12 protein-coding genes are annotated in these 11,725 nt (G+C 69.2%); 11 read left to right on the top strand and 1 reads right to left on the bottom strand.

Annotated features, from left to right (window positions below):
- Positions 1-232: 232 nt before the first annotated feature.
- From OS124_RS0121550 to OS124_RS0121505, 11 genes are all read left to right on the top strand, one after another.
- On the top strand, positions 233-1,714 hold the full coding sequence (locus OS124_RS0121550) for a UbiA family prenyltransferase (RefSeq protein WP_010142080.1): 1,482 nt from the start codon (positions 233-235) through the stop codon (positions 1,712-1,714).
- Positions 1,715-2,113: a GtrA family protein gene (locus OS124_RS26830; protein WP_010142079.1), complete on the top strand. Its 399-nt coding sequence runs from the start codon at positions 1,715-1,717 to the stop codon at positions 2,111-2,113.
- Positions 2,110-2,520 carry an FAD-binding protein gene (locus tag OS124_RS28095; protein WP_237708152.1) on the top strand — a complete coding sequence of 137 codons (411 nt, stop codon included), beginning with the start codon at positions 2,110-2,112 and terminating at the stop codon, positions 2,518-2,520. Before OS124_RS26830 ends, OS124_RS28095 begins: the two co-directional genes overlap by 4 nt.
- On the top strand, positions 2,454-3,452 hold the full coding sequence (locus OS124_RS25585; RefSeq protein WP_237708151.1) for an FAD-binding protein: 999 nt from the start codon (positions 2,454-2,456) through the stop codon (positions 3,450-3,452). Before OS124_RS28095 ends, OS124_RS25585 begins: the two co-directional genes overlap by 67 nt.
- Positions 3,453-3,468: 16 nt before the next feature.
- Entirely contained in the window at positions 3,469-4,203 is a 735-nt protein-coding gene (locus OS124_RS0121535) for an SDR family oxidoreductase (protein WP_010142078.1), read from the top strand.
- A 316-nt stretch (positions 4,204-4,519) separates the two neighbouring features.
- Entirely contained in the window at positions 4,520-5,185 is a 666-nt protein-coding gene (locus OS124_RS0121530; RefSeq protein WP_010142077.1) for an SDR family NAD(P)-dependent oxidoreductase, read from the top strand.
- 69 nt (positions 5,186-5,254) lie between these two features.
- The gene (gene aroA, locus OS124_RS0121525) at positions 5,255-6,595 is read left to right on the top strand and encodes a 3-phosphoshikimate 1-carboxyvinyltransferase (RefSeq protein ID WP_010142076.1); all 1,341 of its coding nucleotides are present in this window, start codon (positions 5,255-5,257) and stop codon (positions 6,593-6,595) included.
- Positions 6,592-7,065 (top strand): hypothetical protein, encoded by a 474-nt coding sequence (locus tag OS124_RS0121520; protein WP_010142075.1) that lies wholly within the window; start codon positions 6,592-6,594, stop codon positions 7,063-7,065. The genes aroA and OS124_RS0121520 overlap by 4 nt, the downstream gene beginning before the upstream one ends.
- Before the next feature lie 94 nt (positions 7,066-7,159).
- On the top strand, positions 7,160-7,771 hold the full coding sequence (locus OS124_RS0121515) for a (d)CMP kinase (protein WP_010142074.1): 612 nt from the start codon (positions 7,160-7,162) through the stop codon (positions 7,769-7,771).
- Positions 7,772-8,173: 402 nt separating this feature from the next.
- Positions 8,174-8,803: an NAD(P)H-dependent oxidoreductase gene (locus tag OS124_RS0121510; RefSeq protein ID WP_010142073.1), complete on the top strand. Its 630-nt coding sequence runs from the start codon at positions 8,174-8,176 to the stop codon at positions 8,801-8,803.
- A 696-nt stretch (positions 8,804-9,499) separates the two neighbouring features.
- Positions 9,500-11,074 carry a 2-isopropylmalate synthase gene (locus tag OS124_RS0121505; protein ID WP_010142072.1) on the top strand — a complete coding sequence of 525 codons (1,575 nt, stop codon included), beginning with the start codon at positions 9,500-9,502 and terminating at the stop codon, positions 11,072-11,074.
- 57 nt (positions 11,075-11,131) lie between these two features.
- Here the strand turns inward: OS124_RS0121505 and OS124_RS25580 are convergent.
- Positions 11,132-11,725: fructose transporter kinase (locus tag OS124_RS25580; protein WP_010142071.1), on the bottom strand; the 594-nt coding region annotated here is incomplete at its 5' end.

Below are 11,725 nucleotides of genomic sequence, written 5' to 3'. Positions count from 1 at the left end.
GGGCGGGATAGTCGCCCGGGGCGCGCAAATCAAGGGAAAAAGGCCCCTGCCCCGGGGCATGGGCCGGTTTCCCCATGCCCCCGGGCCCCTGCAGTCCGGGCAAGGGCGCGCAGATGAAAGGACAGGGTCCACCCCATCTTTCCCCGGTTCAGCCACACTCTGACCCGATTCTGCCGCCAGATTGTCCGCGCTACGGGAACAATCCGGGCAGAGGGACAGCTTGGGGGCAGCCATGCATCAGAACGGTTCGGACCAGTTTTCCAGCGCCATGCCGCAGCCACGGCCGGGCGAATGGCTGCTCTGCGATCTCGACGGCACGCTGATTGCCAGCGACATGCTGGACGAGAGCTTCTGGGCCGCCTGCACCCGCACCCCGTCCGCCCCTATGCTGGCGGCTTGGGCGCTGGCAACGGGCGGGCGTTCGGGGCTCAAGGCCCGGCTCTCCGCGCTTGCCCCCTGCGCCCCTGCTGCCCTGCCCTATCGCCCCGCCGTGCTGCACCTGCTGGAAAGCTGGCGCGCGGCCGGCGGGCGCTGTGCCCTCGTCACCGCGTCGGACGAGGGTATCGCCCGGGCCATCGCCGACCACCTCGGCCTCTTCGACGAGGTCCATGGCTCGGCCCCCGGACGCAACCTCAAGGGCATGGAGAAGGCAGAGTTCATCCTGCAGCACTTCGGCGCCGAAGTGACCTATGCCGGCGACAGCCCTGCCGATCTCGCGGTCTGGGACCGCGTGGCCCGCGCGCTGACTGTCGCCGCCCCCGCCGCCCTGCGCAGCCGGGCCGAGGCTCTCTCGACCGACGTCCACCATATCGAGGCCGATGCGCCGGAGGCCCCGCCGCACCGGCTGCCGCCGCTGTTGCGCGTGCTGCGTCCGCACCAGTGGCTGAAGAACCTGCTGGTCTTCCTGCCGATGCTGGCCGCCCACGCGCTGACCGCCGGCGCGCTGGTGCAAAGCCTGCTGGCCTTTGTCGCCTTCTCGCTGGTCGCCTCGTCGGTCTACGTGCTGAACGACCTGATGGACCTTGCCGCCGACCGCGCCCATCCCCGCAAGCGCCACCGCCCCTTCGCCTCGGGCGCGCTGCCGCTGCGCACGGGTCTCTGGCTGGCGCCGGGGCTGGTGCTGGCGGGCTTTGCCCTGGCACTGCTGCTCGGGCCGCTCTTCCTGGCCGTCATGGCTGCCTACTACGCGCTGACCACGGCCTATTCCTTCAGGCTGAAGCGCCTGGCGATCCTGGACATCTGCACCCTCGCGGGCCTCTACGCGATGCGCGTCGTGGCGGGCGGGGCGGCGACGGGCATCCCCCTGTCGGCCTGGCTGCTGGCCTTCACGCTGTTCTTCTTCTTCTCCCTCGCCGCCGTGAAGCGCCAGGCCGAGCTGGTCGACAATGCCGCCGCCGGGCGCGAGGTCGCCACCGGCCGGGGCTATCGCACCGAGGACCTGATGCTGGTCTCGATCATGGCCGTGGCCTCGGGCTACCTCTCGGTGCTGGTGATGGCGCTCTATGTCGAGAGCGAGGCGGTGCAGGCGCTCTATGCCACGCCCCAGGTGCTCTGGGGGGCCTGCGGCGTGCTGCTCTACTGGCTGTCGCGCTGCGTCTTGCTTACCCACCGCGGAGAGATGCATGATGACCCGGTGGTCTTCGCCCTGCGCGACCGTACCAGCCAGGTCTGCCTTCTGCTGATCCTGGGCCTCTTTACCGCCGGGAGCCTCTGAATGCGCCTTGTCGCGCTCTATACCGCCTTCGCCGTGCTGGCCACGCTGGCCAACCTCGCCGCCCAGCGCGGCGTGCTGGCCCTGCTTGGCGACCCCGGTTTCGCACTGGCCGTGCTGACCGGCACGGGTGTCGGGCTGGTGCTGAAATACCTCCTCGACAAGCGCTGGATCTTCGACGACCGCGAGACCGGTGCCCGCGCCCATGGCCGCAAGTTCGGCCTCTATACCGCCATGGGTCTGGTGACGACGGCGATCTTCTGGGGCTTCGAGACCGCCGCCTGGCTCGCCTGGCAGACCGACCTCGCCCGCGAGGCCGGCGCCGTGCTCGGCCTCGCCATCGGCTACGTGGTGAAATACCGCCTCGACCGCCGCTTCACCTTCCGGACCGCCCCGGCATGAGCGGCCCGCTCTCCGGCTGGGGCCGTTATCCGAAGATCGCACCCGACACCCTCACCCGCCCGCGCAGCGATGCCGCCGTGGCCGAGGCCATGGCGAAGGGCCCCCTCATCGCGCGCGGCAATGGCCGCAGCTACGGCGATGCGGCGCTCTCCGAAGGCCAGGTTCTCGACATGACCGCCTTCCGCCATATCCTGAGCTTCGACCCGGAAACCGGCCTGGTCGAGGCCGAGGCAGGCGTCTTGCTGGGCGACCTGATCACGGCCTTCCTGCCGCTTGGCTTCTTCCCCTTCGTCACGCCCGGCACCAAGCTGGTGACGCTGGGCGGGCCATCGCCGCGGATGTGCACGGCAAGAACCACCTGCGCGACGGCTCGTTCGGGCACCACGTCGCCTGGATCGAGATCATGACCGCCGAGGGCGAGGTGCTGCGCTGCACCCGCGCCAGCAACTCGGGCCTGTTCCAGCAGACCATCGGCGGCATGGGGCTGACGGGCGTGATCCTGCGCGCAGGCCTCTACCTGCGGCCCGTGGAAACCGGCTGGATCGCCCAGGACATGCGCCCGGCCCGCGATCTGGCAGAGGCCATGGCGATCTTCGAAGACGCCGCCGCCGATGCCCGGGGCCCCACTTATTCCGTCGCCTGGTTCGATTGCCTGGGTCAGGGGGCGGCGCTTGGCCGCTCGCTGGTCATGCTGGGCAATCACGCCCGCCTCGACCAGCTCGCGCCCCGCCGCCGCGTCCGGCCCTTCGCCACGCCCGAAAAACGCCGCCTGAACGTGCCGCTGGATGCCCCGGGTTTCGCGCTGAACCGCTACACGCTGCGCGCCTTCAATGGGCTCTACTATCGCGCCGGGGCCGCCAAGGCCGGGCCCTCGCTGGTCGACTGGGACAGCTACTTCTACCCGCTCGACGCCATCGCCAACTGGAACCGCATCTACGGGCGCCGCGGCTTTGCCCAGTTCCAGTGCGTCCTGCCGCTGGCAGAGGCGCGCGCAGGCCTTGAGAAGCTTCTGGCGGCGATCTCCGAGGCCGGACAGGGCTCTTTCCTGGCGGTGCTGAAACGCCTCGGCCCCGACACCACGGCGCACAGCTTCCCGATGGAGGGCTACACGCTGGCGCTGGACTTTCCCGTCACCCCCGCCGCGCTGACGCTGCTGGAGCGCCTCGACAAGATCACGCTGGAGCATCGCGGGCGCTTCTACCTGGCCAAGGACGCCCGGCTGACAGCGCAGACCCTGCACGCCGCCGATCCCCGCCTGACCGCCCTCGCCAAGATCCGTCGCGACGAGGGCTGGGACAGCCGCTTTGCCTCCGCCCAGTCGCGCCGCCTGAACCTCTGACTCCCGGGAGAGCCCCATGAAAGACCCCGTCCTGATCCTTGGCGGCCGCAGCGACATCGGGCTGGCCATCGCCCATGCCTTCGCCGCCGAAAGTCACCCGATCATGCTGGCCGCCCGCAATGCGCAAGGGCTGGAACTGCAGGGCAAGGACCTGTCGCTGCGCCACCGGGTCGAGGTCAGCCTGCACGAGTTCGACGCCCTGGCCCTGGACAGCCACGAGGCCTTCGTAACGGGGCTCGAGCCCCGCCCCGGCGTAGTCGTCTGCGCCATCGGCCTGTTGGGGGACCAGCAGGAGGACGAACGCGACCTGGCGGCCGCCGTCCGGGTAATGCGCACGAACTTCGAAGGCCCTGCCTCGGTGCTGGGGCATGTCGCGAACCGTTTCGCCGCCGAGGGCGAAGGGGTGATCGTCGGCATCTCCTCCGTCGCCGGTGATCGCGGACGCGGCTCGAACTACATCTACGGATCGGCCAAGGCGGGTTTCACGGCCTACCTCGCCGGGTTGCGCAACCGCTTGGCGGGCGAAGGCGTCCATGTGCTGACCGTCAAGCCCGGCTTTGTCGCCACCGCGATGACCGAAGGCCTGGACCTGCCCGCGCCGCTGACCGCTGCGCCCGGGGAAGTCAGCGCCGCCGTGCTGCGCGCCGTGGCGAAGAAGCGCAACGTGATCTACACCCGCCCCGTCTGGCGCCTGATCATGGGCGTGATCCGCGCCATCCCGGAACCCATCTTCAAGAAGCTCTCGCTCTGAGATCCGGGGGCCGAGCCCGTATCATCACCAGGCTGAAAATACTCAAATTCAACCTCTGCCCCCGGCACGAGGCGGCGCGGGGGCTCTGCCCCCCTCCGCTGGCGCGGAGTCCCCCGGAGTATTTTCCGCCTGGTGATGAATGCCGGGCAGTGACTGAGTGGCAGCGGGGCCCGAGGCGTCGAGGCGCCAAGCGCTTCGGGCTGAAGGAGGGCGCCTTCAGGGGGCGCCGCCCCCGGCGGCCGAGGGGGGCTCGATGCACCCCGAGGCCGCGCCCCCGGAAAGTGAACCTTTCGGGAGGGTCGCGCGTAGAGAGGGCATGACACGAGCCCTGATCATCGGTGCCTCCGGCGGGATCGGCGCGGCCCTTGTGGCGGCGCTTGAGGCCGAGCGCGTGCAGGTCACCGCCCTGTCGCGGCGCGACGACGGACTGGAGCTGACCGACGAGGCCTCGGTGGCCACGCACCTCGGGGCGCTTTCTCCCGGGTTCGACCTTGTGCTCTGCGCCACCGGCGCGCTGGAGATCGACGGGCGCGGCCCCGAGAAGGCGCTGCGCCAGCTTGCGCCAGAGGCCATGGCGGCGCAGTTCGCCGTCAACTGCATCGGTCCGGCCATCGTGTTGAAACATGCCCTGCGCCTGTTGCCGAGGGACCGGCCGGCGAGTCTTGCCGTGCTGTCGGCCCGGGTCGGCTCGATCGGGGACAACCGGCTGGGCGGCTGGACCTCTTACCGGGCCGCCAAGGCGGCGCTGAACCAGGTGGTGCGCTCGGCCGCCGTCGAACTGGGGCGCAGCCATCCGCAGGCGCTCTGCGTGGCGCTGCATCCGGGCACGGTGGAAAGCGCGCTGACCGAGAAATATCTCGCGCGCCATCCCGCCGTGCCGCCCCCCGAGGCCGCGCGGCGCCTGCTGGCGGTGCTTGAGGGTCTGACGCCCGGCGACAGCGGCGGCTTCTTTGACCAGCACGGCAAGCCCATCCCCTTCTGATCCCGCCTTTGCACGTGACCCCGCCTGCCGCTTGCGCTATCAGATCCGCGCAACACGCGAGGAGAGATCATGTCGTCCCACGGCGCCCCCGTCCCGATGAAATCCACGGCCCGTGGCCCGCTGCAAGGCGAGGCCCATGTGCCCGGCGACAAATCCATCAGCCACCGCGCCCTGATCTTCGGCGCCATGGCCGTGGGGGAGACCAATATCTCGGGCCTGCTGGAAGGCCAGGACGTGCTGGATACCGCAAAGGCCATGCAGAGCTTCGGCGCCACGGTCGAGAACCTCGGCGACGGCAACTGGCGCGTCCATGGCGTGGGAACCGGTGGTTTCGCCGAGCCCGACCATGTCATTGACTGCGGCAACTCCGGCACCGGCGTGCGGCTGATCATGGGCGCCGTGGCGACCTGTCCGATCTCGGTCACCTTCACCGGCGATGCCTCGCTGAACGCGCGCCCCATGGCGCGGGTCACCGATCCGCTGGCGCTGTTCGGCACCCGCGCCGTCGGGCGCTCGGGCGGGCGCCTGCCGCTGACCCTTGTCGGTGCGGAAAACCCCGTGCCAGTGCGCTACGAGACCCCGGTCCCCTCGGCCCAGGTGAAATCCGCCGTGCTGCTGGCCGGTCTCAACACCCCCGGCGAGACCGTGGTGATCGAGAAGGAAGCCACCCGCGACCATACCGAGCGGATGCTGGCGGGCTTCGGCGCCGAGATCAGCACAGAGGTCACCAACGAGGGCCGCATCATCACCCTGAAGGGCCAGCCTGAGCTGAAGCCGCAGACCATCGCTGTGCCGCGTGACCCCTCCTCTGCCGCCTTCCCGGTCTGTGCCGCGCTGATCACACCCGGCTCGGACGTTCTGGTGCCGAACATCGGGCTGAACCCGACCCGCGCCGGTCTCTTCACCACGCTGAAGGAGATGGGCGCCGACCTGACCTACGAGAACCTGCGTGAAGAGGGCGGCGAGCCCGTGGCCGATCTGCGCGCCCGCTATTCGCCGGACATGAAGGGCATTTCCGTGCCGCCCGCCCGCGCCGCCTCGATGATCGACGAATACCCGGTGCTGTCGGTCGTCGCGGCCAATGCCACGGGCCGCACCGAGATGACCGGTGTGAAAGAGCTGCGGGTCAAGGAGAGCGACCGCATCGACGCCATGGCACGGGGGTTGCGCGGCAATGGCGTGACCGTGGAAGAGGGCGAGGACTGGTGGGCCGTCGAGGGCATGGGCCCCGGCAACGTGCCCGGCGGCTTCACCTGCGAGACCTTCCTCGATCACCGCATCGCCATGTCCTTCCTCTGCCTCGGCCTCTCGACGCAACAGCCCGTGGGCATCGACGACAGCGGGCCGATCGCCACCTCCTTCCCGATCTTCATTCCGCTGATGCGCGAGCTGGGCGCGGGCCTGGAGTGACCGCCGGCGCCGGAGGTCTCTGGCGCCTTCTGCCGGTGGCGGGCCTGATCCTGCTCGCCACGGCAACTGTCCTGTCCCATCACCTGCAGGGCCCGGGGCGCCCCGAGGAGGACATCCTCGAGATCGGCGCGCCCTTCGTGGCGACCTATTTCCCGCCCGCCCCCTTCCCGCCCGCCATGAGCGGCGAAGCGCTGCCGACGGCCCTTGTGGCCGCGGCGGGATGGATCGCTCTCGGGCTTTCCGTGCCGCGACTGCTGCGGGCGCGCCAAAAGGCCCGGCGCCTGCTTCTGATGCTGCCCGGTGCCGCACTGGCCCTCGTGGCGTTCGCCTGCTTCCTGTTGCCGGGCAGCCTGCCTGAACTGCTCGCGCTGCTGCAGGCCGTCAACGTCGTGCTGGTGCTTGTCGCGGCGGCGATCAGCGTGATCGCCCTGCCCCTCCGCCTGCTGTGGCCCCGCCGCACGGGCGCGTGACCGCCCCGGCGCGGCGCAGCGGGCACGCATCGGGCTTGCTCTGGCCCTGCGCCCCGAGACCAGTTAGAAAGCAGGCCCGGAAAGAGGAGTGCACATGAGCTTCACGGTCGCCATCGACGGCCCCGCCGCAGCGGGCAAGGGCACGATCTCGAAAGAGATCGCGCGGATCTTCGGGCTGGGTCACCTGGATACCGGGCTGCTCTATCGCGCCACCGGGGCGCGGCGTCTCGAGGGGATGGCGCCGCTGGAGGCCGCCGAGGCCCTGCGCGCCGAGGATCTGGACCGCGACGACCTGCGCGGCCCCGACGTGGCCCGTGCCGCCTCGGAAGTGGCTGCCATCCCCGAGGTGCGCGCGGCGCTGGTCGACTTCCAGCGCGCCTTCGCCCGCCGGCAGGGCGGCGCGGTGCTGGACGGGCGCGACATCGGCACGGTCATCTGCCCCGAGGCCGAGGTGAAGCTCTATGTCACCGCCTCAGACCATGTCCGCGCCGACCGGCGTTGGCGTGAGCTGGTCGGCAAGGGAGAGGTCACCTCTCCCGAGGCCGTGCTGGCCGACCTGCGCGAGCGCGACGCCCGCGATCAGGCCCGGGCAGCGGCGCCGCTGAGGCCCGCGGCGGATGCGGTACTGCTGGACACCTCCGAGATGTCGATCGAGGAAGCGGTCGAGAAGGCCTGCGCGATCATCCGGGCGGCGCTGGACCTCTGAGGGCCTGGCTTCGGGGCCGCGCCAGGGGGTCCTTGGCGCAGACCCCGAGTGGCCGGGCCGGCAGGGGCTCTGCCCCGTCTCCCTGCCGGAGCCTCCCCCGGAGCATTTTCAGCCTGGTGATGCATGCGGAACGGTGCCCGGACCGGCTCTGGCCGTCCGGTTCGCAGGTGGCATGCCCCCTTGGCGAAAGACGGGCGCCGGCCGGGACTCTGCCCGCCGCGCCGTCGAATACGGCCGTCGCGCCTGCACAGGACCCTGTGCGACAACGCGCAGCAGCCAGAATAGGCGCGACATATCAGCGCCTTGCAGGAAACCGGCCTGAGGCTTGGTTTCCCCGGGGAAACTTGAACTCTGCGGTTCAGATGACACATCGGAGCCAAAGCAGACCTGAAGGATTTTCCCATGCTGACCGACAAGCTGAACTGGCGCTATGCCACCAAGAAGATGGACCCCTCCCGCCCCGTGGCCGAGGAGAAGGTCGCCCGTATCGTCGAGGCCATCCAGATGGCACCGACCTCGTCCGGCGTGCAGCCCTTCGAGCTGTTCGTGGTGAAGAACCCCGAGGTGCGCGCCCAGCTGCGCGAAGCGGCCTTCGACCAGTCGCAGCTGACCGATGGCTCCCATGTGCTGGTCTTCGCCGCCTGGGACAACTACTCGGAAGAGCGGCTGGACGCGGTGCTGGCGCAGAACCTCGCCGAACGCGGCGAGAACGAGGGGCTGCGGGCCTATTACACCCGGCTGAAGTCCATGTACCTGCCGCGCGATGCCGGCACCAACCATGACCACGCCGCCCGCCAGGCCTATATCGCCCTCGGCTTTGCCCTGGCCATGGCCGCCGAGCTGGAAGTGGACAGCACTCCGATGGAGGGCTTCGACGCCGACCGGTTCGACGAGATCCTCGGGCTCAAGGAAAAGGGCCTGCACGCCGTGCTGACCCTGCCGCTCGGCTACCGCGAGGCCGATAATGACTGGCTGCTGCCGATGAAGAAGATCCGCAAGCCGCTGGACGAACTGGTGACCGAGATCGCCTGATCTCACCGTCCGACCGTCTTTGGCGAGTTGGCGGAAGTATCTGGGCGCCCCCGATGAAGGGGGCGCCAGGTCGAGGCTGGCGGGGGGCTCTGCCCCCGTCTCCGTGCCGGAGACTCCCCCGGAGTACTTTCAGCCTGGTGATGCGCATGAAGAGGGGGCCCGGAAAGGCGCCCTCCTCTTTTGCCATGGAGGGCGTGCAACGCCCCTGGATCGGACGTCCGCCGCTCCTCCGGGGGCTGTCTCCCTTGGTCATCACCAGGCTGAAAATACTCCCGCCGGAGGCCACGCCCCGCAGGGGCGAATACACCCTCCGCAGCACTCACCCGGCTGGTCTGTTCACATGGCTTCGAGGGGATGCCCGAGAAAGGCCGCCCATGCCGCTACCCCCTTGTCCGACGGGCGATCCGTGGCGTGCTTCCGGCGCCCGGGCAGCGACCTGGGGCATGCCACTCCATGATCTCTCAACCACTCTGACGCCCTACCCGGGGATTTTGGCTTGGCAAGCCCCGCGCTCTTCCGCTAAGGAAGGGGCCATGATGACCCAGGCCCATATCCCCAATGCACAGCGTCCGCTTCCGGGCGCCCGTCGTGCTGGCCTGCTTCTCCTAATTCGCCTCTGAGCGTGCCGTTTCGGCGCGAGCTGCTCAGAGGATGCCTATCGCGCCAAGGCCTCAGGAGAATGAAAGAGAGATTCCAATGACTTCCAATATCGTGCCCGCCGACCCCGGTCGTGTCCTCATCTTCGATACCACCCTTCGTGACGGCGAGCAGAGCCCCGGCGCCACCATGTCCCACGAGGAAAAGCTGGAGATCGCCCAGCTGCTCGACGAGATGGGCGTGGACATCATCGAAGCCGGTTTCCCGATCGCCTCGGAAGGCGATTTCCGCGCTGTCAGCGAGATCGCCCAGCGGGCGCAGAGCGCCACCATCTGCGGCCTCTCCCGCGCCAACTTCAAGGATATCGACCGCTGCTGGGAAGCGGTGAAGCACGCGAAGTCGCCGCGCATTCACACCTTCATCGGCACCTCGCCGCTGCACCGCGCCATTCCGAACCTGACCCAGGACGAGATGGCCGAGCGCATCCACGAGACGGTGACCCATGCCCGCAACCTCTGCGACAACGTGCAGTGGTCGCCCATGGATGCCACCCGGACCGAGCATGACTATCTCTGCCGCGTGGTCGAGATCGCCATCAAGGCCGGCGCCACGACGATCAACATTCCCGACACCGTGGGTTATACCGCGCCGAAGGAATCCGCCGAGCTGATCCGCATGCTTCTCGAGCGGGTGCCCGGCGCGGACGAGATCGTCTTCGCCACCCACTGCCACAACGACCTCGGCATGGCGACGGCGAACAGCCTGGCCGCCGTCGAGGCGGGCGCGCGGCAGGTGGAATGCACCATCAACGGCCTCGGCGAACGGGCCGGCAACACGGCGCTGGAAGAGGTCGTCATGGCGCTCAAGGTGCGCCACGACATCATGCCATTCTCGACCGGTGTCGAGTCGACCAAGCTGATGAACATCTCGCGCCGCGTCGCCGCCGTTTCCGGCTTCCCGGTGCAGTTCAACAAGGCCATCGTCGGCAAGAACGCCTTCGCGCATGAGAGCGGCATCCACCAGGACGGAATGCTGAAGAACGCCGAGACCTTCGAGATCATGCGCCCCGAGGATGTCGGCCTTGCGGCCACGAACCTCGTCATGGGCAAGCACTCGGGCCGGGCCGCTCTGAAGGACAAGCTGCGCCAGCTTGGCGTCGAGGTGGCCGACAACCAGCTGATGGACATCTTCACCCGCTTCAAGGACCTCGCCGACCGCAAGAAGGAAGTCTACGACGACGATATCCTCGCGCTGGTGCGTGTCTCCGACGACGCGACCCCGGACAGCCTGCAGCTGAAGGACCTCGTGGTGATCTGTGGCACCGGCGGCCAGTCCGCCGAGATGACGATGACCGTGGATGGTGTCGAGAAGACCGCCAAGACCACCGGCGACGGCCCGGTCGATGCGGCCTTCAACGCGGTGAAGCAGATCTTCCCGCATGAGGCCAAGCTGGAACTCTACCAGGTCTCGGCCGTGACCAAGGGCACCGATGCCCAGGCCACCGTCTCCGTCCGGCTGAACGAGGACGGGCGGATCGTCACCGGCTCCAACGCCGATACGGATACCGTGGTCGCTTCGGTGAAGGCCTATATCCACGCCCTGAACCGGCTGATCGTGCGCCGCGAGCGCGTCGGCAGCGACGCGCCCGAGATCAGCTACAAGGACGCTGGCTGAGGCCACTCGCCATCGGAAATCTTGCGAAAGCCGTCCTTCGGGGCGGCTTTCTGCCGTTCAATGGGTGGGAATGCGCAGATCCGGGCTGACGCTTTCGCCGATCACGAGGCGCGCATTGGGCAGGTCGTTGCCCGCTACCTTGGCCCGCGCCGCCGCTTCGGGCAGTCCGAGGTCCAGCCAGCGCCGCGTCAGCCGCGCTTCCAGAACCTCCATCGGGCAGTCGAGCATCACCGTCACATCGGCGAGGTCACGCAGGTCGGACCAGGGCGCCCGGTTCAGCAGCAGGTAGTTGCCCTCGACCAGCAGCACCCGTGTCGCCGCCGGGATGATCCGGGCAGAGCCGCGCGACAGGTCGGCGGCGCGGTCGAAGACCGGTACGGCAAGGTCCGGAGAGCCGGGCAGCGCAAGCGCCGCCAGCATCAGCGCAAGCCCGGTGACGTCGAAGGTTTCGGGTGCGCCCTTGCGGGGGCGCAGGCCGCGGGCGTCGAGGATCGCATTGTCGTAGTGGAACCCGTCCATCGGCAGGATCTGCGTCGGCAGGCCGCGTTCCCGCAGCGCCTGTTGCAGCGCGTCGACGACCGTCGACTTGCCGGCCCCCGGCGCCCCCGCCAACATGACCACCAGGCGCTCCTGCCGGGCCCCGGCGCGTGC

Origin of the sequence: Oceanicola sp. S124 (genome assembly GCF_000220565.1) — a bacterium.
Classification (GTDB): domain Bacteria; phylum Pseudomonadota; class Alphaproteobacteria; order Rhodobacterales; family Rhodobacteraceae; genus Pseudooceanicola.
This window is presented reverse-complemented; position numbering and strand designations above follow the sequence as displayed.

What these genes read in the sequence shown, in the direction of transcription:
- OS124_RS28095 (WP_237708152.1), top strand. Translation starts at nt 2,110, where the DNA reads ATGAGCGGCCCGCTCTCCGGCTGGGGCCGTTATCCGAAGATCGCACCC.
- aroA (WP_010142076.1), top strand. Translation starts at nt 5,255, where the DNA reads ATGTCGTCCCACGGCGCCCCCGTCCCGATGAAATCCACGGCCCGTGGC.
- OS124_RS0121530 (WP_010142077.1), top strand. Translation starts at nt 4,520, where the DNA reads ATGACACGAGCCCTGATCATCGGTGCCTCCGGCGGGATCGGCGCGGCC.
- OS124_RS0121515 (WP_010142074.1), top strand. Translation starts at nt 7,160, where the DNA reads ATGAGCTTCACGGTCGCCATCGACGGCCCCGCCGCAGCGGGCAAGGGC.
- OS124_RS0121505 (WP_010142072.1), top strand. Translation starts at nt 9,500, where the DNA reads ATGACTTCCAATATCGTGCCCGCCGACCCCGGTCGTGTCCTCATCTTC.
- OS124_RS26830 (WP_010142079.1), top strand. Translation starts at nt 1,715, where the DNA reads ATGCGCCTTGTCGCGCTCTATACCGCCTTCGCCGTGCTGGCCACGCTG.
- OS124_RS0121535 (WP_010142078.1), top strand. Translation starts at nt 3,469, where the DNA reads ATGAAAGACCCCGTCCTGATCCTTGGCGGCCGCAGCGACATCGGGCTG.
- OS124_RS0121550 (WP_010142080.1), top strand. Translation starts at nt 233, where the DNA reads ATGCATCAGAACGGTTCGGACCAGTTTTCCAGCGCCATGCCGCAGCCA.
- OS124_RS0121510 (WP_010142073.1), top strand. Translation starts at nt 8,174, where the DNA reads ATGCTGACCGACAAGCTGAACTGGCGCTATGCCACCAAGAAGATGGAC.